Source organism: Lacibacter sediminis (assembly GCF_014168535.1).
GTDB lineage: Bacteria > Bacteroidota > Bacteroidia > Chitinophagales > Chitinophagaceae > Lacibacter > Lacibacter sediminis.
Map to the genome: position 1 here is coordinate 4,671,881 of NZ_CP060007.1, position 23,819 is coordinate 4,695,699.

Consider the following 23,819-nt stretch of genomic DNA (forward strand, 5'->3'; position numbering starts at 1 on the left):
AATAATAAAAGAGTTCACGTTCTTACTCGATCCATATAATACCGTTACTGTCTTTTGTATAATGAAAAGTTCCGGTTGCTTCCAGTATTCCTAATATTTCATCGAGACTCTGTCCTTCAAACACACCTGTAAAATGGAGCGCCTTTTTATCTTCATTTCTGAACCTGATCTCTGCTCCAAACCAATTCTCCAGTAAGAGCGCAACTTTTACCAACGGCATTTTTTTAAAAGCAAGTTGGTTTTTTACCCAGGCAGTTTCCTGCTGTACTGTATCATCAATTAACATCATTTTCTCAGGTAGGGTATTCAGCAAAACTGTTTCCTGCAGCCCGGTTTCCGTCGTCGCTTCCTGTGCTATGATTGTTGTTGAGAGTGTTATTTTTTCATTTGGCTTTAACAGGATGCTTCTTTTTTCTTTTCCACCTGTGATCACTTCTACTGAGCCATGAACAAGAGAGGTTACGGCACTGTCTTCACCGGGGTATGCTCTTACATTGAAACCTGTGCCCAATACTTTTATGTCGAATGTTTTTGTGTGTACAATAAAAGGTTGTTTCGTATTTTTCGCCACTTCAAAATAAGCTTCGCCCTCCAGTTGTACCGCCCTTGTTTTACCATTGAACTGTTTGGGATAATCGAGTGTACTGCCTGCATTCAACCAAACTTTTGATCCATCGGGTAATACAATCTGCGAACGTGAACCCTTTTGTGTGACCAACTGTTGCCCATAAACAATTGCTTGCTTGTCATCACTTGATGAAGGCCACCATTGCCAGGCTGCAAACAATAAAGCTGCAATGCAGGCTGCAGCAGCATATCGCCACATGCTTCCCAGTTTTCCCTGCTTTACCGGTTCAACGATCAATTCTTCCTCACTACTGTTTTCATCCACAGCATTTGCTAAGCGTTGCTGATGTTGTTCATAAAGCGATTCAACTTTACCAGGCTGATAGTAGTTGTATGTTTCTTTCCAATCGCCTGCAAGCACTTCATCTACATAAGACACATACGAATGCTCCTGTAATAAAACACGCAGATCTTCCTCTTCTTCATGCGTTATTTCTCCGGCCAGTTTTTTGGCCATGAGATTCCATATTTTTTCAGTTTCTGATTTGTCTTGCATAGTTGCTGATTAAGAAGGACAGCAGTAACAGAAAAAACTCCCTAAAGAATTTGAAAAAAATTATTAGCTGCGAAGGAAGTCTGCAATGAGTTCATCCGACATATCGAGACGAATGGTGTCTGCCACTCTTTTAACGGCGATGGTTAATTGCGCATCTACTGTTTTAGAAGAAATATCCAGCAGTTCTGCCACTTCTTTGTATTGTAATCCATCCATCTTGATCAAACGAAAGATCAGCTGGCAGCGGGGAGGGAGGCTGCTGATGGCCGTTTCAATTTTACGTGCTACCTGTGAAGATAAAAGATGTTCTTCTACATCAGGAACAATTGACAAAGCCTCTGTATAAAAGGTATCAAAAGGAACAACGTGGAGCTGTTTCCTTTTCATGGCGTTAATGGTGCGGTTTTTTGTACACACGTAGAGATACACTTTTGGATTTTCAACCCCGGTCAACTGTTCCCTTTTTTGCCAGATGGAGACAAACACATCTGATACAACTTCTTCTGCCAAATGAAATGATCCGCAGATAGAAGCAGAAAAATGGATGAGCCGGCTGCATACAATATGATACAGCTGTTCATACGCTTTCATGTTGCCAGTGGCAGTTACTTCCAGAAATAAATCGTTTACCTGTTTACCTGCACTATTCATGCTGTAAAAATAAAAGCATTAAAAAACGGATACCTGAACACAAGGTCATCTTATTATTAAGAATAAAACATCCCTTCGCTTGTTATTGACAAGCGCATAATCAGGTAATTAAAAGCATACATCATCCACCGTTTTCCTTTTGGGGGTTGCGGGTTATTACAGAAGCGTAGTCATGAGGATTGAGTGGCCAGAACAGTCGTTTCGGGTCACAAGGTATTACTCTTCATTGAAGCAAAAAGGGCATTTGATGATTTTGCACAATCGTTTCCACAAACCCAATTTGTGCAATTTGTATTATATCATTTGTGTTCATCTGCTCCCATCTTGTGGCTTGTTTCACGACATTATGAAAATAAAAAAGCCTCAACTTTCGTTGAGGCTTGTGGTGTGGGCCGGTTGTGAACCTACCACTTAACTATTTATAAATCAAAGTATTATGAAAAATATTTTCAAATCCTGTCGCCAAAATGTAGCTGAAACGAAGATAAGCTGTCATTTTGAACTGACAAAAACGCATTTTTTTTGACCCATTTTCACGCTCAAAAAGTGAAATATGTTTGCTTAAATTGAGGATCATATAATGAGCATTTATTGCAGTTTTATTAGAAACTCGAAGAATCATTTTTTACTAAATATGAAACATGAATCAAGATCCACCTATTGAGTATTTCTTTAATGTAATTGAGGACAAAATAAATGGGACAAGCCTTCTAAATTTTTTTTCTACTCTAAGAATAGAACAAGACCCATTTGAATTTATCAACAAGCTAGATCAGGAATTGAATCTGAATATGATTGAGATCGAAACAGATCAAGAGATTACAGATTCGCTTTACACAGGCATCACCAATGGTGGTAAAAAAGTGAAGGTAAAAGGTTTTGGGAGTAAAGGGCAGTGGACAAATTATATAGCAGTTTATGGAAATGATATTGTCGGGTGTTACAAACAGCTGCTGAAAACTTATTACAATACGGGAATACCCCTATATCGAGAAAAGCTCAACGTCTTAAATAATACCATTGCAAAATTGTCCGGAATGAGAAACTATACCTCGATACGAAATCAATTCTCGTTTGCAGGCAATACTACATTCATCGTCAGGAAAACAACGACTAAATTTTACCCAGTCCATTATACGTGGTTATCGCTGACAGAAAAAACAAGAAAAGACCTTAAGTGGCTTTTTCAAATTCGATTTGAAATTTATGATGAGTTACTGATGCAAACAAGATTAATACTTAGTGAACTTGAAAATGATAGTTATAAATATTCTTCCTTTCAGCTTAACAAAGCAAAAGGTAAATACATAATTGTCGAATTTATTGAAGCGTTAACAGCGAGAGGATCGTATCTAAGCTTAAGCAAGGACAAAAATGAAGCTCAAAAACAAAAAAACATTTTACTTGGTCATTTGTTTGATCTATTTGGTCTTGACCAAGCAAATTTTGCAAAACTTACATACAATTTATATAATAGAAATAACAAGGATCGCTTTCTTAAAGAACTTGTTGGTAAACTAGATCCCCTAAATAAAAAAGATGAGTAGTGGCTTATTCTGAATGCCCCCTTTAACAAGGCTATTTAAAACATTATAGTTTAACGTAAAGCCCGAATTCTGGAATATTTTATTCCAGAATTCGGGCTTTACCATTTTTAACGATCCGCCAATTTGCGTTTATAAAATCAAAAACTATGACTAATTCTGAGTTTTTTTCTAAATATCCAGAGAGCAAGGACCTATTTGATCGAGTTCTATCAGAATTTGAAGAAAAAATGCAAAAAGCCCATCGTCCGGCCAATGAAACAATAATTTCCGATGCGGAACTGATTCAACTACTTGGTGTGTGCAAGCGCACTACCAATACCTGGCGTTCGAAACAAATGATTGTTTTCATTAAGGTCGGCTCACTAATTTATTACAGATATTCAGAAGTACTTGCCTTTATGGAAAAACATGAGATTAAGAAAGTTACACTTAGAGATTCGCATCAAACAAAACATCATGGTCAAAAAAAATTGTAAAAACCCTGATTGCTATAAAGGGTTATTTCTTGCAAAAAGGCGGGATCAGCTTTTTTGCAGCGTTGCCTGCCGCAACCAGTTTAATAATTTCGAATACAAGCTTAGGATGGAGCCGTATAAGAAAATTGCGGATCAATTATATCAACAAGACCTTATTCTAGCTAAACTGTTACGAAATCAAAAGTCAGTCTTCCTAGATATCAACGGATTTAAATCATATGGTATTGAACTGAAAAATGCCAGACAGCTTGTTTATGAACAAGGGAAATTGATGAAAGCAATCTTTGTCTCCTTCGTCATTAACAACTTTAAAGACAATCATTATAAACTTGAACGACTATGAGCACAATTTACTATGGGGATAGCCCTTTACTATTTGATAGTGAACAAGCATTGCTTGAATACATTAAACATAAATCTATAACACAACCAGGTATGGTAGTTCTTGATTCATCCGAGACTAAGCGAACTACAACTACTTTTCCCTTTTATCGAATCTTGCTGATCGGTGGTTGCATAATAATAGCTATAATCATTCTCAAAGAACTATCTCGTCTTAAAGACAGCACTAATCAAAACATGGACGAAAGATTCAGGTAGTTTTGACGAATTCCCATCACTGACATGATTAATTTATACCCTTACCCAATCATATTTACCCCCTCTTTCAATAAATTTTTCCAAGTTATAATTGACTTCACTAAATGCGGCTTTAATACCTACTTCTAAAATCGGTTGGCTATAATTATGTGTTCCCGTTGAATTATCAAAGAACCTGCCTGCAGGGTCTACCATCACGTAGGAGCCTTTAATTTGCTCGTTACTTTCTGGAACAAGTATATCCTTCAATTCACTATGTCTATCCAGAAAGGTTCGAAAATCTAATACTGTAATAATTAAATCATTTATCCTATCATCATTTTGACCAATCATGGGTAATACTTGAAATACTTTCCACCTAATAGGATTAGCATAGCGTATAAACTGATTCATATCCTCTGTAAAATTGACTCTGCTTACAACCGTATTAATTTTCAACCCATATCCGAAAAACTTTATTTTATCTGATAGTTCCTTATAATAAGATAATTGCAAAGGCCTAAGTCCTACAACAGCTCGGCCAGTTAATAAGTTTGTTGTAGAATTCAAGCTATCAATACTTAAAGCGATCCAGTCAAGCTTTCCTTTGTTAGTTCTAAGAAAATAATCGCTTAGACGGCTGCCATTGGTAACCAGCATGGTTGTCATTCCAGCTTCTTTTGCTTTTGTAATCAATTCAGGGAGCCATGGACACAAGGTGGGCTCCCCACCAGCAAAAGTAATTTTCTCAAACCCAAAAGCTGCCAATTGACTCACGACTTCAAGAGCCTGCTCCTTTGGCAAATGCCCTTTAGGTAGTACACTTTGTTTTACATCCTGAAAAGTTGCAAAACAAAATTTACAACGCATGTTACAAGGCTCCCACAAGTGAAAATTGACTGACGGAATTAACTGTTTCGTGTTCATGTTGACTTGTTTTTGATTTACCCTAAGGGTGAAATCAACAGAACATAAAAAACATCAATTCGATAGTCCATTCAACTTCAAGGACAGCTTCGTGATTTCATTGGGCATTAGAAATCCCTCGCTGACACATCTTTCAAAGTTTCTAGTAAAAATTAATTTCATTTCCACCAACAGGGGATAATTTTCGAGTATTTCCCACGCAAGTTCTAACCCTTCATACCATTTTCCTGCTTCCAGTAAGGCTAGAGAGTAATTACGTGCGATTGATGGGTCATTAGGCAAGAATTTCAATGCTTTACTGTACATGAAAAATGCCTCATCAAATCGTCTTAAATCAGCAAGAATATTAGCTGCCGCACTAAAAGCCTCGCCGTCATTTGGATTTAATGCAATGCATTTTTGAAACAACAGTAAAGCCTCTTCTGGTTTATTTGCATTACCCAGGTCCAAAGCTCTGTCAAATAGATTATTATAATGAGAAGTTTTAATCAAATCTTCCGAATACAAGATCTGCTTATACTTTCTCGAGTCAAATACTGCTAAAGGTTTGACGCACTCGTGAAACATTTCCCTGACTTCAGAAGACAAGTCACTATTAAATGCCAAAGAAATAAATGATCCAATTTGTTGATCGGATTGAATATAAACGCTAAGATCCTTGATATTTGTTATTTCCTGATTCTCCAGCGCTCTTAAGAGTTCAAAATAATTCACTTTTTCGCATCCATTTTCCAATACACCAACATTTTCAAATGAAGTTGAAACAACCCATTTAATAACCGGTTTTTGAACAGAATAAATTGGATTTTCATTCAAGAGATATCTTTCTGCTCTTACTATTTGATTTATCGCTTTTCTGTCGGAATTTATACTTTCGAAATACGCATCTTTTAGGTCAAGACGAAAATAGCTGCGCTTTAACTGAACTAATAAAAGATCGTGGTCATCCTCAATAAAAATATCAATATCCCCATCTATAATATTGGCCTCTTTATCGTTTGTTACTTTTACACGCCACCCCTTATTTTGAAATAAGTTTCCAAGATGTTGTTCCATTTCAATAGTCTCCACCCGTCCACTCCCTTTACCAGATAATGCCATCTGTGCAAATGAATAAAACCAGCCATTGTTTGCAAAAAACAGCATCGGGCAAAAAAGAAAATCTCCTATTCTTATGAATGGCGTTTCAAAAACGTTATATCTCTTTTTGAACCTATTAAATCGATTATTTGAATCCAGTTTTAAACTAAAGAACGTAATAATCTCCTCTGTAATATTTTCCGGAAGTCCAGATAAAGCTTTTTGATTAAGAGTTTTGTATTCCACCCTTGACATCATAAAAAAGGGTTCTTGTATATTACCTGAATGCAAATTATTCAGGACTAATTTTTTATACGACATGAACCAATCGGTCGATTCTCCACTTAATGATCTCAAAGGGTATTCATATCTAATTAATTTGTTAAATGAATACTCGAAAAGGGGAGCTAATAAATCCTCAGGATTACTTTCAGATTTGCCGTATTTAAAGGTCCGACAAACCATATCCTCAAGTAGCAACAATGTGGCGTACTTCGATGCAGCTAATTTTCGATTCAACTCAACATCTTCCACATTTTTGCCAGGTATTACAATCAATTGTTCACGCTCTAAATGCTCGGTCACATCCATACCCTGAAAGACATAACTTAAATGATTCACTGCATATCTTACCCCATTGACAATCCATCTATAGTGATTTACAGGAGTTGAGTTAAAAATAACAAGCTCGTCTTGTTGAATAGGCTCGATTTTCAAATCAAAGCTATATGGATCTATTTGAGTGTTTTTAAAATTAATCCAATTGCTTATGCTTGTTAAAAGAATAACCACAGGATTCTCCTGCAATACAACTTCATCATTGGATATTGTGCGAAAGAAATTGAAAAAATGGCTTGAGAATGTTTCCGAGCTATTTATGTTCTCTATTTTCTCGGGAAACCTCATTAAAACAAGTTCAATAAATAAACTATAAACAGCTGAAAGGTGATGGATAAATTCCTGACTATCTGATTTAAATCTTACTACTTCTAACCATGTTACACTGCAAGACAAAATATCGCTTAATGAATGATTGGATGTTTCTTTAAGTGCGACTTCTACTTCATTCCATAAATTATTCTCAGTAACAAAAAGATTTCGCCATACCTTTTGATGAATCCTAAAATCTGCATTTAACGGCACAAGACATATGTTTTCAATTCGGTCAGGTCGGAGAAAAACTTGATTAGTTCTTATAGATCTAACGAAAGTTATAGGGACTTCAGTTGCCAATTTGAGTTCTAGTTCCGGAATACTCTTTCGATAGTAGGTAAAATAATTGAATAATAGCTGATCCGCAGATTGGGACGTAACCAAATCTGAAAAAACATCATTTCTTAAAATAAAAACTTTCCAAAAAAAATCAGCTGAATCGGAATCGGAAAGCCAATTGATTTTATTTTCTTTTGTAGACTCTCTTTCAGCATATGCTATAAAATGATTTGCACCTGCCGTTAATAGAGTTTCAAAAGCCAATTGGTATTTCCCATCTGCGAATGCTGCTTTTGATGCAACATTAATTTCCCTTTTATCAGTCATAGTCAAATTTATTGATTATCGCAAGCGATATTTGACTATGTCGTAGTAAAATTAAAAGTTTATTTTAAACTTTCAGAAAAATATTCATGAATAAATATTTAGCTTTTTTGTATGTCAGTTTTAGCTTTTAAATTATCTTTCGGCAACATCTAACTAATTGTTTCTCCCTATGCATTTGTCCACCCTCAATGAAAAGCAAAAAGCTTCTGTTCTGTCTGAAAATAAACGATTGCTTGTACTGGCCGGTGCCGGTTCAGGTAAAACAAAAACGCTTATTCAAAAGCTCCTCTATTTAGTCAGTGAAAAGCAAGTAAAGCCATCTGAAATACTGGCAATTACCTTTACCAAGAATGCAACCAATGAAATGGTAGATCGCTTGATTATCGCCGGCGATAGTAGTGGTGAATATGAAGCGCTAATCAATGATAAGCTCGCCACCAAGGAGTCTATTGAATTTGAACGCAAAAGCCGGAAAGTGGGTTGGATCGCCAACCTAACAGTTAAGACATTTCACTCGCTATGCTATCAAATGCTGAAAGCAAGTGGGGGCGCTACCTTTGACAATCGTTTCAGATTACTAATAGACGACCAAACAGAAGATTTAAAAGAAGGAGAAGAACATAAAACAATTGCACCAGAAAAGGGATACGACATCCTACATAAGATGTTACTGGAACAATGCAAAAATGTAGCATACCTACTAAAATTAAAAAGATACATTCTTGATTTCTATGTAGACAAATCCTATGTAGACAAAACGATCAGATCCAAAAACTTCCCTAATCAGATTCTCTATACAACACTTAAAGGTGAAAAAGTTAGATCCAAATCCGAACGTGATATTGCCGACTGGCTGTTCCGTCATAATATCAAATACAATTATGAACCCGTTGTAAATTTTAAAGATTTCCCATTTAACCCCGATTTTTTTATTCCGCAGGCAGATTTATACCTGGAGCACCGAAGTGACAAAAGCTATAGCACCGTTAACAAAGAAAAGCAATTCGACTATGGAGGTAGAATTTGTGTAAATACTTATGAGGGAATGACTCATGATTCCACATTGTTCAACCTGGCTCTTGAACGGATCATAATGGGAAAAATAACTGATAAAATATCGCAGCTTGCTGCATTAAACTATGAAGAAGAATTTCAAAGTTACCAGGATAAAGTAAAAGAGTTTTTAAAAATGGTGATGCGGGTACAATCGATGATTAAAGCAGAAGCCATTGATTCCGACGACCTGATTAGTAAATCCATTAATCATCAACATGAGCGAGTACGAGTGTTCTATGAACTAGCTGTTCCGCTTTTAAAATCGTATGAGCATTATTGTGTCAATCGATCTTATCTTGACTTTGACGATTTAATCATTCAATCAATCCGACTTTTAAAAGACAATGCAGAAATAAGACAAGCCTATCACGATCGTTTCAAATACATCATGGTTGATGAATTCCAGGATGTAAACAGTCTTCAGGTCAAGTTGTTAGAACTGTTAATTACACCAGATTCTCAGCTTTTCTGTGTTGGTGATGATTGGCAGAGTATCTATGGCTTCCGTGGATCTGAAGTAGATTATATTGTCAATTTCAAAAAACACTTTCCTGGATCGGAAGTTATTCAGCTTGATGTAAACTATCGAAGCACGCAAACCATTGTAGGGGCCAGTACACAGGTAATCAGGAATAACAAATTCCAGATTGACAAAGAAATCCGAGCGTTTAAGCAAACGCCCAGTAAAATCCATATTTATCGTTCAAAGAATATAGAAGAAGATGGCGTTGATTATCTGGTAAGGAAAGTAAGAGCATTACAAGATGAAGGAATCAGACACGATGAAATATTGATTTTATACAGAAGAAGTAAAATGTTTCATCCCTACCGTGAAGCTCTTCGGATGGCAGGTTTGAAAGTAACAGCCAAAACGATTCATGCGTCTAAAGGTCTGGAAGCAAAAATTGTTTTCATCATAGGACTTACAGAGGGCAGCGGAGGTTTCCCAGACATTTGGCTCGATGATGCAGTGTTTAGAGTAGTTAAAGATGTAAAGTACGATATGCTGATGGAGGAAGAACGTCGGCTTTTCTACGTTGCCTTGACCCGAGCAAAAGATGAGATTTACTTAATAACTGAATTAGGTAGCGAATCCACCTTTATCGCAGAAATACCCAATGAGTTCTATGCTGTTAACAAAACAGAATTTAAAAATATCATTCAGCCGATTTCAGTTTGTACAACCTGTCAAACGGAAATAAAGGAATGGTTTACTTATTGTCCCAATTGTGGTCAGTTAATCTGATGTTGAAGACACTTCTTTTAATTCGGGGAAAAGAAAAAAGGCAACTTCGGCAATATCCGGATCTTGCGGCGGCATTGTTTCATAATAATCTTCCATGCGCTGTTTAAATGTGCCCTTATGATCCCGCTTCTTAATGTCGTAGATTACATCGTAGGTTTCCATGGCATGTATGATCAATTCAATGTGAGAACGATAATGCTGCAATGCATTGTTCGCAATGCCCAACAAATTATGATAGTTGATACCAAAAGGGCGACGCATTTTAAATGAAGCTATAGATAGCAGAGGCATATGATGCTGAAATGCTTTTGCAATAAGAACGGAGTTATTCAATTTATAGGCAAAGCGGGCCAAGCTCCAAGTCAGGCACTGATATTCGTTTTTAAGTTTCTCGTAGCTGCTTTTTAAATATACAAGGTCAGCAGATTTACTTTGATACCCCCTTTCGTAAAGCTTTTGCAACATGTACATAAAATCCTTCTTATCAGACATCGTCATTCCAAACTTAACTAGTATGGTAAAAGCTGTTTCCCCCTTAACCTCTATCTGAAGGTCAGGTGCCAAGAAAGGAGACTCAATTAAATAAACTGCAAGGTTTATTCTCTCTGGCTTAATAAAAGAATCAATAAGCCAGTCTGTAGGTTGCCACGGAATATTTAGATTGCCTTGAATAATTGATTTTATGTACTTGCTCTCTTCAGCATCAAGTTCATGCAGGGCTGTGCTACCGTAAAATTTAGGTTTTGTGGGGTTTAGGAAAAAATCGCAAAAATGAATTGCAACTTTTTCCAGGGTTTGCTTTCGGTAAGGATTCATTATGCAAAGGGATAACTTTTATTTAGGTTGATAAGGAAAAATAGTCTAAAATTTCAAAAAACGGGAGAATATGATACTTATAACTGCGAGTATCCCTAGTCCCCATGTAACATAAATCAACGTCTTTACTCTTTTCTCCGATGCCTTTATTAATTGTTGGAGAGCGATCTGATTCTGTTCCACAATGGACTCAATTTTCTGGGTGGTCGCCCTGTTCTTTTCGGTAATTTCAGTGAACCGGTCCATAAAATTACGCTCAAGATTATCAATCCTTGTTTGAGTAGAGTTTACAACAGATAACAGCCCTGTGACCAAAGATTGCAAACGTTCAAAACGATCTGGAATCTCCAAAGATTTAAATTCTCCTATTTGTTCATTAAACTTTGCGTGAAGCTCTTCATTCATTTGCCCGATAGCGCCCTTAAATTTTTCAGTGTTATCTTTAGATTGTTCAATTGCTTCTGCCAATTGGCTTTTATTATTAGCAGCTGTAACTTCTAACAACTTTTCAAGCTTGCTAAACTTCCCATCAAAATCAGCTTTTACTAGTGTTTCTGAAGCCTTGTTCAATTCTAGTAAAGTCGATTTAGTAGTCACGTCAATATCGTTCACGACTTGATTTAACATACTTTCAATTGAATTGAGCCGAACTGGAAAATCAACAGCATCAATTTTATTTGATATGCTTGCAACTGAACTATAGATACTTTCGAATGCTTTATATGCTTCTTGGATTGTAGTTAGATTTTCCAGATGATAGTTTTCAGCATTTGCTACAGCACTTACAGCAGTTTCAACATTACTTTTTGCTTCTTTTAAATATGTCACAGCTTGCTTAAATTCATGCAATTCATTTTCAAGCACTGTCAACTCTTCTGCCAGTCTGTTCAAAATAACATTAGCCATATTATCCAAGTGTTTTATTAAGTAATTTTAATGAATTTGTAATTGATGAAACTTTTTTAACTGTTCTTGTTAAGGTGATGATTTCGAAACTGAATTCTATCTCGTGAGTTATTAGCCAGTCCTGTAATAGCTCATTTTTAAAAACAACTAAATCGTAATATTTTTCAAATTTTCTTTTTAATAAATTGTCCTCTAATTTTTCAAATTCTGCCAATTTTTCAAATCCAATGACTAATTGTTCAATAGCCTCTTCCATTAATCGCTTATTTCTAAATTCCAGCATGAATAATGTAAACGCATTTAAAAGACGGAAAACATAATTTTCGGGTGAGTTTGTTATCATCCTGATACATGCACCCCGAAGATGCTTCGTATTTTCAACTTCGGTACCCGTTGAATCACTTGAAACGTATTCCATAAAATTCCACACAACTTTAAGATCAAAACTTTTACCATTTTCTGTGATATCTGTTAGTGAAGCTGGAATTACGTTTCCCTTTTCATCTGTAAAGAAATAACCGATACGAGCATATTTCGAGTTGAAATATAGATCGATATACTCTCTTAAAAAAAGATTCCCATCCTTGCCCTTCTCGATCGTTTGAATACATGCATCCCTCATTTCTTTTATGGCATTTGAGCGCTTCTGTTTAATACTTTCGTAAACAAACTGTATCAGAAAATGCAAACTTTTTCTTAAGTAAGTAGGTTCGTCAAACTTATCAATCTCTTTCAAGCGTTGCTTAGCGGCCTTCTCAGAATAGAATTTCTTTAGATATACCTCTACCTGATGTCTGTACTCTTTATCTGCTTTCTTGATACCGTAAAGAGTAAACGTATTGGAATTAAAATTAACAGTGTAATCATCAATAACACCTAGTGTTGTAAGTCGGTATATCGCCCTTTCTGTATCTTGTTTATTTCTATACCCATTAAAATATGCCGAGAATCTACGAAACGTTTCTCCTAATGGTCGTTCGGCTTTTCTATCTAATTGATCAAAGAATATTCTTAGTTCAATTTTATTCCCAGTTAGGGACTCATACTTAGTTTGTATTTCTTCAATGAAATCATCGGAGTTATTACATTTTGCCCGGATTTTTTTCATTTCTTCATCCGTAAAACGATTTTCATTAAGTATTCTTCTTATCCAATCCGCCAGCGTTTTAATCCTCTCTTTATGGTTATTAATAAATCCAACTTCTACTTTATAACTATCACCATTACTTTTTGCCTCTAACAATCGTTCTATTCCTGCTTCCTTATCAGACAATTGTATCCACTCCCATGCGGGTACCTTTAAATTAAGATTACGAATATAATTCACTACTAAATTTAAAACCCTCAATGACAGATCCTGATTAATTGTGTTATTTGTATTTATCGTTAAAGTATTCAAATCGATGAAGCCTAAGGAACTATTAAAGCCACTGTTGATATATAGCCGTTTGTTAACACCGCCTTCCCAATATTTACAATTTAACTCAACTTCCAGTTCCTGTAAGATTAGGTTTTCAATTTCAGCGGTCCTATCAGGAAAATATATTTCTGTTAATAGTTCATCTAATACAGCCATTTCTTTGCTGATGCCTTTAAATGAATTATTATGAAAGTAAAAATTAATTTCCTGGTCATGATCCAGCCTATCGGTTTCCCCCTCAATTTGAAAAGTTTGCCTGTTAATTAATAAGTAAGCAATTGCCAAATCACGGTCTCGTCCTGCTCTACCAGCCTCCTGAACAAAGCTTTCAATTGATCCTGGATAATTCAAATGGATAGTATACCGAATATTGGGTTTATCAATACCCATTCCAAATGCTTTGGTAGCAACCATCACATTAAGTTTGTTTTTCTTGAACAGATCCTGGTTCTTTATTGACTCTTCGACTATAACAAGGCTATTTTCATCTTGCTCATCACCGGCACCCATAAAATATCCTGGCCTTATCTCGCTCCTTTGGGAAACGTGATCAAAAATCCCTTCAAGATTTACAGGTGATCCAAACCTCTCGGGTTTAAATTGATCTGTTATACCGTATGCACCTGACTTATGTGGGCAAAAAATTAATCCTCCATTAGCTTGAGTGAAGAATTGATTTGGGTTATAATTTTCCAGACGAATACTCTTAGCCCTTTCACTTGTTAGTGTGTGATTTTCTTCCCAATCTTTTTGAGTAAACAGCAGATCAGTATTCCCATTAAGAACCTGCAGTGCTTCTGGCAAATTATCAAGAAGCTCGAAAATTCTTTTTCGTTTTGCCGATCCAAGAGCTTTTTTTAACTTCCAAATATCTTGATAAGCTATATTGGGAATAGAAACATCCTCAATAAAGAATTGAATTTCCGGGCGAATTGTCGACTCAAATCGTACCAGCGAATCTTCCTCTAACTGATATGACCCATACCCTGATAGCTCCCGTTGTATATCAGCCAAAACATCATACGAAGCAGTAGCCGTCAATCCAAATAAGGGAACAGGAATACCCATGGCAGTTTTACAATACCTGTTTGCATTTATTCCAAGTCGTAAATAAGACGTTCTAAAGTCATGTCCCCATTCTGAAACGCAATGTGCTTCATCAATAATACAATAATTGAAAAAATGTGAGTCTTCATTCATTGTACGTAGCATATCTCTGAATTCATCCATTTGAAGGCGCTCAGGCGATATAAAAACAAATTGAGCTTGGCCAGTGACCATTTTTTTGATAGCCATTTGCTTCTGCTCACCAGTTAAAGTAGAATTTATAAATAATGCGGAATGAATTTGATTATCAAATAATCCATCAACCTGATCTTTCATTAATGATCGAATTGGATCAATTACCATGCAAATGCCCGGTTGTAGTAATGCTGAAAGCTGATAGGTTATAGATTTACCTCCTCCAGTAGGCAATAGTCCAATAACACTCTTTGCCTGAAGTGCCTTACTTATAATAGGTATTTGACCTGGCCGGAACTCATTCTTTCTGAAAATGCTCTTTAGAAAATAGGTCAACGCAGTTTCACGTTCATTGTAATGTACCCAATGTTCATCTACTGTTTTATAACATAACGGTTCAAATTGAATATGCCGTGCAGTTTGAATGAATACTTTAGCTTCAACATAATGAACACTTCTAATTGTAAAAACCGGACAAAAAGCCTTAACAGGAAATACTATGCCTTGCCTCTGTAAAATGGAAATATCAATTACACAATCAAAATCAGAGGCAGCATCATACTGAATGATATCGAATACATTAACTCCATATTGATATAGAGAGTGTTTAAACTCGCTAGATGAAAATATTATCAATTCAATTTCAGGCAATTCAATAGTTTCTACTGAAAGTGAATTAAGATTGGCAATTGTTACTTTAAGATCCTCGATAGCCAAAGCCGCACAAGGAACATCTCTCTCAACAACTGCAATTCGCCATTTAGAATCTAATTTTAAAAACCCTTCTTCCAATAGCTGTAAAATTGTCCGCTGTATTCTTGAAACGCCAAATGGAATTAATGTGTGTTGCAATACTTCCTTTTCAAATTCACTTTTCAAAAGGTTGGTTTTGTAAACCTCTAAAGTTTTATTAAACCATGGATTATTGACAGCATCTTTAAAAACAGTTTTTAACGTATGAATATAGTTTCCATTTCTAAAGTTTACAGTAGGAATACGAATTGTGTTATGCCAGCCAACTTTGGCTAACACTTCATCCCTTTGCCCATCAAGATATCTTTGGCTATCATTATAATGTTGACGTCCATCAACTTCCACAATAACTCCTAATGGCTTATTTAACTCTGAGTAATTAAATTCAACTGCAAAATCAGTCCTTTGCTGTTCAAAATCAGTTCTTACATGCTGAGGCAGCTTTTGGGAAAGGTTATCCTTTAAAATACTATTGATAGTACGCTGAGTGTTTAATAATTGCAGCACAGCATCCCCTGATTCGTCAAATACCTGATTGAATGTATTGAAAAAGAACTGTTGCTCATATTCACTACCCAAGTTATTTTCATGTTGATTCCAATCATTAAAAATCTGTTCTGCAGTTAATCTGGGATCAATTATATGCAAAGAGGAAAAAACTATATTCTTATTTGCATGAATCTCATCCGACCACTTCGCCTTTATGCCAAACTCATCCGTTTCAATACTAAACAGGCTGCTTTGATTACTTATATATTCTAAAACTGTAAGATTAGGCCTAGTTGGTGTGCCTCTTTGAAGTTGGTTTGCCAACATACAGTATACAGGATTATCAAACCGCTTTTTTTTAGTCAAATTTTTACCTTCCAACTCAAAGAAACTCAGGCTATGAAGTAATTTTCTCGTCCTTTGCTCTAAAGGAGTTCCTTCATCAAATAATTCGATTAAGCCGTCTAACACAGTACCTGCAATAAGTTGCATTTTTCACTTGATTAATTTATTTTCATATTCCTCTGATTGATTAATCTCATTCTTACCAAGAAATTCAAACTACAAAAAAATAACCCTTACGCCAAATCAATAATCTCCAAATTAAAAGAAAGTTCGTTCGCTAACTCTTCAGGCAATGGAATTCGTTGTGCCAACTTATCTGTTGTAGCTACATCAACTTTATACTTTTCTCCCATCACAATATTAAACCAGCGTTCTCTTTCTGTTACAACTCTATACATTTTCTCATCCTGTGTTTCACTGATGTACGGCAGATATACCTTTATTGACTTCCCGCATTTTTCAGCTTTTGCACCAATTCGATCGACTCTACCTGTTCGTTGTTCAAGTGTGCTGGGATTCCAACAAAGATCATGATGGATGATATGCCTGCAGTTAAGATGGAGATCGACTCCTTCAGCCATAACGCTGCTTGTAATTAAAATATCCGGGAAGAAAGGGGTGTTGAACGTTTTCATCAGTTTTTGTCGTGCTTCCGGTTTCGTAGCACCGTAGCAAAGCCTGACATTAGCCATAACTGTACTATCCTTTTCATCCGCCTTTTCCACTTCATCCAAATCTTCAAGAATTACGTCTTTTACTCTGATTCCGCCTGGCTGAATTGATTTTAAATGATTAATATAGTCTTCTCTATCTTCCCTTCTATTCCTCAAAAAGACGAGAAAGTTTTTAATCATCCCAAGGAGAGTCACTCCAGAATTATCAGTCGTGCTGAACGATTTTTCAAGCCATTCAATATCATAGTTTCCTTCGCTGGCTGCAGCAAAACGAACAAGAAAAGATGGGGTACGCATATAGCGGAGAATCAACTCTATAATCTCTATGCGGTAGATTTCAAGTTCGCTGAAATCGTCAATTAGCTCATTAAGAATTGACACTGATTTCTTGTACAACAAAGAGTCTTTATCGGTGATTTTGTCGGCTATCTTTTCCAACTGATCAAAAACTTCATCTTCACTGCATTTTAATATCTCAGCTCCTCTCACTTTGATGTTTTCTTTCATCGCCTCGGACATGTATTTTCTTAAGGCCTTAGCAGTAGCAATATAATGGCAAAAGACAAGCACCTTCTCTCCTTTAGTCCAAAGAGAAATAGCCCGATCAACCGTTGGCTTCACTTTAGGATGTGTGCTCCCTTTGCTTGCCGAAATACTCAATGCCTCATTTAATTGATCAAGATACCAATCAGCTACCGAATCAGTTGCAGTGTCGGGTTCTACCAGATCATCATCGAGGTCTGTAATATTCCCAATCTCTTTTTTCAAACGTTCTTCTCTCGTAAAACGAAATGCTTCAAAACTAGAGGCTAAGCCTTCTGCAAAAACAGGTCTTTTATCGGGTTGAATTGTTGTTAATCTGGCTGCCAATAAAAAAGGCAGCATCGATTCCTTTGTTACTTCAAGCCCCTGGGTCAACTGACTTATTGCTTGATCATCCTTCTGTATAAGATTACCTGCTAAATTATCTCTTCGGGGAATACCATCATAAACTCCTTTTAATTCCCGAGGTTTCAAATGACGAATAACATATTTTTTTAGCAATGTCTCCACAATACCAAGTTTATTTCGAGCAATCTGATAATCCTCGATCACTTTTTGAACGACAGGAGTAAGTGTAGCTTCTTCGCTATTAACAGCCAGCCACCATTCATATACATCAGTGTAAACTTTATTATTCAGCGTTAAATCTTCAGTCGTTAATTTTCCCCAACTTGAATCAAGCTTTCTGGCTGCAATCTGCGAATTATCTAATTGCGTAAGTAAAAGATCCAGTTCTTCTTTATAACCTGTGCTACCTATTACAGGAGCTATTGAATTTGTCCAGTTAATTGTTTTAAAACGTTCAAGAACTCTGAATAATTCGTGATGGCCCAATTGAAATGGAGTAGCTGTCAAAAAAATCATCCGATCAAATTGACCAGTTAATAATCCAGCCTCTTCTTCAGCTAGTGGATTATGAAACAACTTTGTGACTAATTGCGTTTGTGCATTTTTGAGATGATGTGCTTCATCAAAAATTAATAGCGGAAGGTGTAATTTTATTTTCTTCAAACAGCTTGCCCATAGAGATTTTGCTTCATCATTTAACATTCGTCTCACATTCTGCAAACGTTGCTTAATATTATCCGAACTACGTTTTGGCAATTCCTGTCTTAAATCCTTATAAAGGTTATCGAGCTGACTAGTTGTTAACTTATCAAGCTCATTAATAAATATAGATGAAACCGGATCGTCATCTTCTGCATTGAAGAAGCCATTTTTCACCAAAATTCTCTTCCACTTAGAAGGATGTGCATCAAATAACAAACGCCAGATATCAATACTTCTGTTTTTATTTTCGATATATAGCATTTCTACCAGGCTACCGGCATATTTCCCCAACAATTTATATACTTCTTCAGTATCTCTTCTTCTATACAGGGCTTTCTGAATAATGGCCAGTTTTATCCAACCATCACTCATACTTCTGGTTAAGGCGCCATGAGTTAAGAAAATAATAGCAGCTCGTTTATCTTCATCGTCATCTAAAAGATTTAGAAATTTTTCAGGCCTTTCTGCGACTTCGCATCTGAGATTAGAACGTATGGCTGGATTTGTTATGCAAGACTCCCTGAACAGACGAAAATCATTTGGCCATTTTGCTGTAAGATTATGAGGAATCATTACAACAACAGGTTTCTTGTCTTTTAAATAAATAGACACTGCTGCAGCTAGTGCAACAAATGTTTTACCCATACCTACCTCATCGGCCAGAATAACACCTGGCTGATCCTTTAATCTGTGAAGGATTGCATCAGCTGTTCGTAATTGCCTTTGCGCATCCTCCAAGCTAATCCGATCAGCTACATGTAGATTTATGGATTCGTGTAAAGGATAACTATAACTCATAGATTGCTTTTTGTAAGGCTTTTGCCGAATAATTTTCTACTGCTGTTTTAGAGTCTTCCATATCCACACTAATCATACCTGCCATAGATTCAACGACTTTTTTGATCTCCGCTTTCACAATTTCTTTCGTAATAGAAATCTCCGTTTGCTGTGGAATAACCCGTGATAACTCTAAAGCTAACTCAGCAATCAAAAATCTCTTTTCCTCTTCAGACTTCGCCTCATTTACGATAGCATCCAGTAATGATTTTACACCAATCGGACCATACAATCTCCAGTTAAGCGATTCAATTGTGAATACAGGTTTTTCCAGCCTCTCTCTCAGAGACCTCATAGCATATGAAACCCTTCTGGTACGCTGCAAAAGAAAGCGACTTGTATCAACTAACTGATGTGGATCAAGAATTGCTTCATCCTGACTATTAGATTTTTGATTACGTAGTACCCTTTCAATCATACCTAACAATCTATGCAACGGCTTATTTGACGAAAGTATTTGCAACAAAGCCTCAAGAGGTAAATTTTTCAATGCATCAACCGGCGGCAACGTAATTTGATTTTCAACTACCACTGGCCAATAGGCTTTACCATCAGCGCCGGGCCAGCTCACAAAAAGATAATCGGGTATCAACTGTGTATCCCACTTCAATTGGATGCTATTCTTCCTCTCATTAATCCATTGAGCTGACTCATAAATACTTTTTGCAGAATGCTGTTTCTTATCATTTTCTCCAGTCCAGATCTTAAAGCCTTCGGGAGCAGTACCCGCCTGCAAATCAAAATTCAATTCAAGTATAAATTGATCACTTACATTTCGTAAAACTGCTTCTTTAAAAAATAGAGGCAGCTCGAGATAATCAGTTTCCAAGTTATTCTCATCTTCATTGAGACGATACTTAAAATGTAAGAGATCGTCTTCAAGTGGCTTTGAATCTGGATCACTTGCGCAAAGCAAATCATAGCCTTTTTTATTGCGACTCTGTGAAACTGTATACACTAAGTTAGCTTCATAATTAGTACGCTTACCAAGTCCCAAGGCTGCAGAAGTAAAGTTGCTGGAGCCAATCTGAAAAAGATGTACATCCTCTTTAGAAAGCCAGAGGGTTTTCAGATGAAGAGGTCTTGGAACATTCTTTCCTTTTTCATTAATACCCGTCTCAAGTACCTGATAAAAGCAAATCGTCTGTGACGGCTTTGTTATCTCTTTCAAAAATTCAGGAGCATTCACTACTAATTCATTACTCTCGACAGATACAAGCTCAGCAGTAATATTATAAGCAACCTCCACTGGTCCTCGCTGTTGCAGTATCTCAAATATTTTTAAAGATGGAGTATTCGCAGTTTTTTCAGCATCAAAAAAAGGACTTGTAACAAAAGCCCAGTCGGGAGGCGAGTTAAAACGACTATCCCATACTTCCCGCAACCTGGATAATGCATTCTTTTGTCTTGGAGAAACAAACAACGCTTGAACTGAAACTTCATCATTTTTATATTTCCTCGTAACAATATTCCATTTCGTTAAAGTGGATTTAATCTCACCATGCAGTTTTGCAAACCTTGCCTTTACGGTATCTCCGCACTGTTCGTTTGCCAATTCATTTAGAAATACTAAAACCTCATTGACAATTTTTAGATCTGCATCACTATCGGGATAATAATCAATACAACTAAACACCTCTTGGTTAATACAATAGCCACTTTCTGTAAGATTTGCTGAACCTATGATAAGTCGAATACAGTTTGACCAATGCAACAACGTAATCTTTGCATGCATGATGCCATTTTTTATACGGCATGGAACAAGATCCCATCTCAAGCTCCGGCTTCCTTTGCAATGATTTTGGTCAACTAACACAATTCCTCCATGAAGGCTGGCGAGTTTTTCTTCCCGTTCAATTAAAAAGGCAACACCATCATTCTCCTTTTCAGTCTCCATCATCAGGAAACGTGTAAGACATTCTTCATCAAAAAAATCAGCATCAAAGGTGAATGTTGTGCTGATAAACGCAATCGGGATCGTCTTTGCACTATTATCTGTACCCTCCACTATGTCAGGAGCTCCCCAACAATCCAATAATGTTTTATACGCAGTTTCGTTTGCCATTTATCTTTTATAATTTTCCAAGGTCTGTCAGAAAAGATTGTAATGTATAAGTCCTGTATTGATGAACATACTCTTCATTAAGCTCTGCAACACCTGCTTGAGTTGTATTTAACAGAAATACATCTGACGAATGCTCTAGTATCCATGGCGCTTTGCCATTGGGAGGTTTACTTCGTTGCACTTTCATGTGATGCGCAAACAACAGAAGGACCCACTCATTTCGTTCAAAACTTTCCCGTAGTTGCTGAAAATTATCCAGGAACAAACTTGCTTCATAGGTAAACGGTTCAAGTAATAAGTCTGCTTCCTGAAAAGCAGCAGGTAGTTCTTTACAAGCTTTTTTGACATGTACTAAATCACTCAGTTGCGATATTGTTCCTTTTTTGCTTTGATGTGACTCCATCCATTGAAGTATTTCATAGAATGCGTTGTATAGCAACCTGCACACTCTTTCATACGATTGTATTGCCAATAACAATGGCTTAATGCCAGGCGATTGTTGAAGAAAAGCTGTATGAACTGTTTTTTCAGAACCTGACTCTACGGTTTTCTGTCCTTCAACAGAAGCAAGAAAGCGGATTAACTCTGCTCTTGATTCTGATTCAGCATTTACTAATACATTAAACAAAGCCGTTGCTTCTTTTTTACCGGGGCTTTTGGGTGCCAACGACTCAGCGAGTTTATTATAAAATTCCCAACTCCACGGTTTAGCAACTGCACCAGCTTTTAATCCTGCTCGCACTGCATCTTCTATCTTCTTCCGAAATTCATAACCCGGAGTTCCGGCAATGCCAACCCTGAACCCATTTAATCCTTGTTCATTTTCCCAAATATCAACCAATGAAGAACCGAACTCCCCAACCATATCGTCATCCACTAATTTGATGCCCTTCGCCAATGTTCTATACACTCCATGGAAACCAAAAACAGTTGGTGTTTTTAAATACCTGTTTGCAGATAATGGAATACCATCACGCATGGAGCGTGTTGTTTTTTCTCTGCCGGGCATACCTAATAGCTGGTTGGGATCTGTTTTATCAAAGCGTCTCACTAGCCCACTTATCACATACCATTCATATACTTGCCATGGAGGTGATACTTCATCAACAGCAAGTTCCTCTTCACTGAAACAAGAACATGCTACAGCACCAACTGCAATAGAAGTGAGATACCGTGGATGTTTCATACGTTCCCTCAAATCAGGTGCAAGCCGCATGGCCAAGCGATCGGCGATTGTGTAAAGGCCGAGGGGATCCAATGTGCCTTGACTGTTTTCCAATGTTTGGTATGCCGATAAACTGGGTAGATACATTATGAACTTTCTTGAATAGATTCAAATATTTAAAGAACTCAAACGTTCGTCAAGTTCATTAATCTTTACTGAGCTTTTCCATAAATCATTTAAGGATAATGGCCCTTTTACCAAACTTTTGTTTGGATGAGCAATTGCATTCCTTAATCCTCGCAGTAAACCCGATCTTTTATCAAAATCTTGCTGCTTTTTATAACCAAGTAATTTATACAGATGATGTTCACAAGCCAGCAGAAAAAGATCACTCAAATAAAGATATTCAATTATGCTCCCATCAAGTCCTTTTAAAGCATCACCTTTGTATCGTTTTACAGTATCCAATGCAGATGGTATTTGTTTTTCTTCACCTAATTTTTGAAGACTCCCCAATATAGTTTCAGTCGCAAGATGCTGATGTATAAATTTACCCATCCTTCTTTCCAAAGTATTTATCAAGTTAAAATAATAGAGGGCAACATGCTTACAATTGAGGTTACTGATACTGATCAGGCCAACTATCTCAGAATGATTAGTAAGAAAAAAGAAATTTCGCTTGCTTTCAAACATTAAACGAATTACATCTCTGATATTGGTTAAATAATAGAGCTTATCCGCAGACTCTATTTTTTTCAGTAAAATATTTTCAGCAGAATACTTCCCCCACTCGACCGTACGATAATAACTATCTATTGACGAATCCTTATTCATCTTAGGCAAAATATCAAATTGATATTTAGACATAGTGCTAATTGCGTCGTTCGTGTTTTCTCTAAATCTTACACATATCCAATCCTGCTTACTGATACCTACAAGCGCAGCATGGACTTCCGGGTTGCCTGATTGTTTAAAGTATTGATATTCTTGCATGAGCTTCTGTTATATAAAATGAACCTTCAGAATTATTGTTCATTAAATTATCTACCTATAAATTTCTAAGTCTAACAATATTCGGTTCAATCCATTCAAATAGATGCTGATATCTGCCGTTGCTTAGTTTCGTTCTTTGCATCACCTGGTACGATGGCAAATCCGTATTGTCCTTTCTTCTGTAAAGTTCCCGCCGATTAATTTCGTTGGCAATCTCTTCAATAGTTGCAGATCGATTTTTCGTAGCAAGTAAAACCACGGCTATCGCCTCATGTAATAATAATTGTGACATGATGT

The 23,819-nt window shown here is 36.5% G+C and carries 16 protein-coding genes; 4 read left to right on the forward strand and 12 right to left on the reverse strand.

Annotated elements, in window-relative coordinates:
* Nucleotides 1-22: 22 nt before the first annotated feature.
* Both H4075_RS19785 and H4075_RS19790 read right to left on the reverse strand, forming a co-directional pair.
* Nucleotides 23-1,123 carry a FecR family protein gene (locus tag H4075_RS19785; protein ID WP_182802541.1) on the reverse strand — a complete coding sequence of 367 codons (1,101 nt, stop codon included), beginning with the start codon at nucleotides 1,121-1,123 and terminating at the stop codon, nucleotides 23-25.
* A gap of 63 nt (nucleotides 1,124-1,186) precedes the next feature.
* Complete coding sequence (locus tag H4075_RS19790; RefSeq protein WP_182802542.1) at nucleotides 1,187-1,774, reverse strand: RNA polymerase sigma factor; 588 nt, start codon at nucleotides 1,772-1,774, stop codon at nucleotides 1,187-1,189.
* Between the two features lie 641 nt (nucleotides 1,775-2,415).
* Between H4075_RS19790 and H4075_RS19795 the strand changes: the two genes are divergently transcribed.
* The 3 genes from H4075_RS19795 (at nucleotide 2,416) to H4075_RS19805 (ending at nucleotide 4,140) form a co-directional block, all read left to right on the forward strand.
* Nucleotides 2,416-3,321: a hypothetical protein gene (locus tag H4075_RS19795; RefSeq protein ID WP_182802543.1), complete on the forward strand. Its 906-nt coding sequence runs from the start codon at nucleotides 2,416-2,418 to the stop codon at nucleotides 3,319-3,321.
* Nucleotides 3,322-3,467: 146 nt separating this feature from the next.
* Nucleotides 3,468-3,797, forward strand: coding sequence for a helix-turn-helix domain-containing protein (locus H4075_RS19800; RefSeq protein WP_182802544.1), 330 nt, complete (start codon nucleotides 3,468-3,470; stop codon nucleotides 3,795-3,797).
* Nucleotides 3,778-4,140 (forward strand): hypothetical protein, encoded by a 363-nt coding sequence (locus H4075_RS19805; RefSeq protein WP_182802545.1) that lies wholly within the window; start codon nucleotides 3,778-3,780, stop codon nucleotides 4,138-4,140. Before H4075_RS19800 ends, H4075_RS19805 begins: the two co-directional genes overlap by 20 nt.
* Nucleotides 4,141-4,430: 290 nt before the next feature.
* On the opposite strand, the gene H4075_RS19810 is transcribed toward H4075_RS19805, so the two are convergent.
* A complete protein-coding gene (locus tag H4075_RS19810; RefSeq protein ID WP_182802546.1) occupies nucleotides 4,431-5,303 on the reverse strand; it encodes a viperin family antiviral radical SAM protein in 873 nt (290 codons plus the stop codon).
* 54 nt (nucleotides 5,304-5,357) lie between these two features.
* Nucleotides 5,358-7,922, reverse strand: coding sequence for a tetratricopeptide repeat protein (locus H4075_RS19815; RefSeq protein ID WP_182802547.1), 2,565 nt, complete (start codon nucleotides 7,920-7,922; stop codon nucleotides 5,358-5,360).
* A 169-nt stretch (nucleotides 7,923-8,091) separates the two neighbouring features.
* Between H4075_RS19815 and H4075_RS19820 the strand changes: the two genes are divergently transcribed.
* Nucleotides 8,092-10,224: an ATP-dependent helicase gene (locus tag H4075_RS19820; RefSeq protein WP_182802548.1), complete on the forward strand. Its 2,133-nt coding sequence runs from the start codon at nucleotides 8,092-8,094 to the stop codon at nucleotides 10,222-10,224.
* Here the strand turns inward: H4075_RS19820 and H4075_RS19825 are convergent.
* The 8 genes from H4075_RS19825 to H4075_RS19860 form a co-directional block, all read right to left on the reverse strand.
* The gene (locus tag H4075_RS19825) at nucleotides 10,216-11,040 is read right to left on the reverse strand and encodes a DUF7829 domain-containing protein (protein WP_182802549.1); all 825 of its coding nucleotides are present in this window, start codon (nucleotides 11,038-11,040) and stop codon (nucleotides 10,216-10,218) included. The genes H4075_RS19820 and H4075_RS19825 overlap by 9 nt on opposite strands.
* A 45-nt stretch (nucleotides 11,041-11,085) precedes the next feature.
* Nucleotides 11,086-11,946, reverse strand: coding sequence for a hypothetical protein (locus tag H4075_RS19830; RefSeq protein ID WP_182802550.1), 861 nt, complete (start codon nucleotides 11,944-11,946; stop codon nucleotides 11,086-11,088).
* A 1-nt stretch (nucleotide 11,947) separates the two neighbouring features.
* On the reverse strand, nucleotides 11,948-16,342 hold the full coding sequence (locus H4075_RS21725; RefSeq protein ID WP_255460242.1) for a DEAD/DEAH box helicase: 4,395 nt from the start codon (nucleotides 16,340-16,342) through the stop codon (nucleotides 11,948-11,950).
* A gap of 86 nt (nucleotides 16,343-16,428) precedes the next feature.
* Nucleotides 16,429-19,260, reverse strand: coding sequence for a helicase-related protein (locus H4075_RS19840; RefSeq protein WP_182802551.1), 2,832 nt, complete (start codon nucleotides 19,258-19,260; stop codon nucleotides 16,429-16,431).
* Entirely contained in the window at nucleotides 19,250-21,364 is a 2,115-nt protein-coding gene (locus H4075_RS19845) for a phospholipase D-like domain-containing protein (protein WP_182802552.1), read from the reverse strand. Before H4075_RS19845 ends, H4075_RS19840 begins: the two co-directional genes overlap by 11 nt.
* A gap of 7 nt (nucleotides 21,365-21,371) precedes the next feature.
* Nucleotides 21,372-22,676, reverse strand: coding sequence for a hypothetical protein (locus H4075_RS19850; RefSeq protein WP_182802553.1), 1,305 nt, complete (start codon nucleotides 22,674-22,676; stop codon nucleotides 21,372-21,374).
* Nucleotides 22,677-22,697: 21 nt separating this feature from the next.
* Nucleotides 22,698-23,522 (reverse strand): hypothetical protein, encoded by an 825-nt coding sequence (locus tag H4075_RS19855; RefSeq protein WP_182802554.1) that lies wholly within the window; start codon nucleotides 23,520-23,522, stop codon nucleotides 22,698-22,700.
* 55 nt (nucleotides 23,523-23,577) lie between these two features.
* On the reverse strand, nucleotides 23,578-23,814 hold the full coding sequence (locus tag H4075_RS19860) for a hypothetical protein (protein ID WP_182802555.1): 237 nt from the start codon (nucleotides 23,812-23,814) through the stop codon (nucleotides 23,578-23,580).
* Nucleotides 23,815-23,819: the final 5 nt, after the last annotated feature.

What these genes read in the sequence shown, in the direction of transcription:
- H4075_RS19825 (WP_182802549.1), bottom strand. Translation starts at nt 11,040, where the DNA reads ATGAATCCTTACCGAAAGCAAACCCTGGAAAAAGTTGCAATTCATTTT.
- H4075_RS19830 (WP_182802550.1), bottom strand. Translation starts at nt 11,946, where the DNA reads ATGGCTAATGTTATTTTGAACAGACTGGCAGAAGAGTTGACAGTGCTT.
- H4075_RS19810 (WP_182802546.1), bottom strand. Translation starts at nt 5,303, where the DNA reads ATGAACACGAAACAGTTAATTCCGTCAGTCAATTTTCACTTGTGGGAG.
- H4075_RS19820 (WP_182802548.1), top strand. Translation starts at nt 8,092, where the DNA reads ATGCATTTGTCCACCCTCAATGAAAAGCAAAAAGCTTCTGTTCTGTCT.
- H4075_RS19845 (WP_182802552.1), bottom strand. Translation starts at nt 21,364, where the DNA reads ATGGCAAACGAAACTGCGTATAAAACATTATTGGATTGTTGGGGAGCT.
- H4075_RS19790 (WP_182802542.1), bottom strand. Translation starts at nt 1,774, where the DNA reads ATGAATAGTGCAGGTAAACAGGTAAACGATTTATTTCTGGAAGTAACT.
- H4075_RS19815 (WP_182802547.1), bottom strand. Translation starts at nt 7,922, where the DNA reads ATGACTGATAAAAGGGAAATTAATGTTGCATCAAAAGCAGCATTCGCA.
- H4075_RS19800 (WP_182802544.1), top strand. Translation starts at nt 3,468, where the DNA reads ATGACTAATTCTGAGTTTTTTTCTAAATATCCAGAGAGCAAGGACCTA.
- H4075_RS19860 (WP_182802555.1), bottom strand. Translation starts at nt 23,814, where the DNA reads ATGTCACAATTATTATTACATGAGGCGATAGCCGTGGTTTTACTTGCT.
- H4075_RS19805 (WP_182802545.1), top strand. Translation starts at nt 3,778, where the DNA reads ATGGTCAAAAAAAATTGTAAAAACCCTGATTGCTATAAAGGGTTATTT.
- H4075_RS19850 (WP_182802553.1), bottom strand. Translation starts at nt 22,676, where the DNA reads ATGTATCTACCCAGTTTATCGGCATACCAAACATTGGAAAACAGTCAA.
- H4075_RS19855 (WP_182802554.1), bottom strand. Translation starts at nt 23,522, where the DNA reads ATGCAAGAATATCAATACTTTAAACAATCAGGCAACCCGGAAGTCCAT.
- H4075_RS19785 (WP_182802541.1), bottom strand. Translation starts at nt 1,123, where the DNA reads ATGCAAGACAAATCAGAAACTGAAAAAATATGGAATCTCATGGCCAAA.
- H4075_RS21725 (WP_255460242.1), bottom strand. Translation starts at nt 16,342, where the DNA reads ATGCAACTTATTGCAGGTACTGTGTTAGACGGCTTAATCGAATTATTT.
- H4075_RS19840 (WP_182802551.1), bottom strand. Translation starts at nt 19,260, where the DNA reads ATGAGTTATAGTTATCCTTTACACGAATCCATAAATCTACATGTAGCT.
- H4075_RS19795 (WP_182802543.1), top strand. Translation starts at nt 2,416, where the DNA reads ATGAATCAAGATCCACCTATTGAGTATTTCTTTAATGTAATTGAGGAC.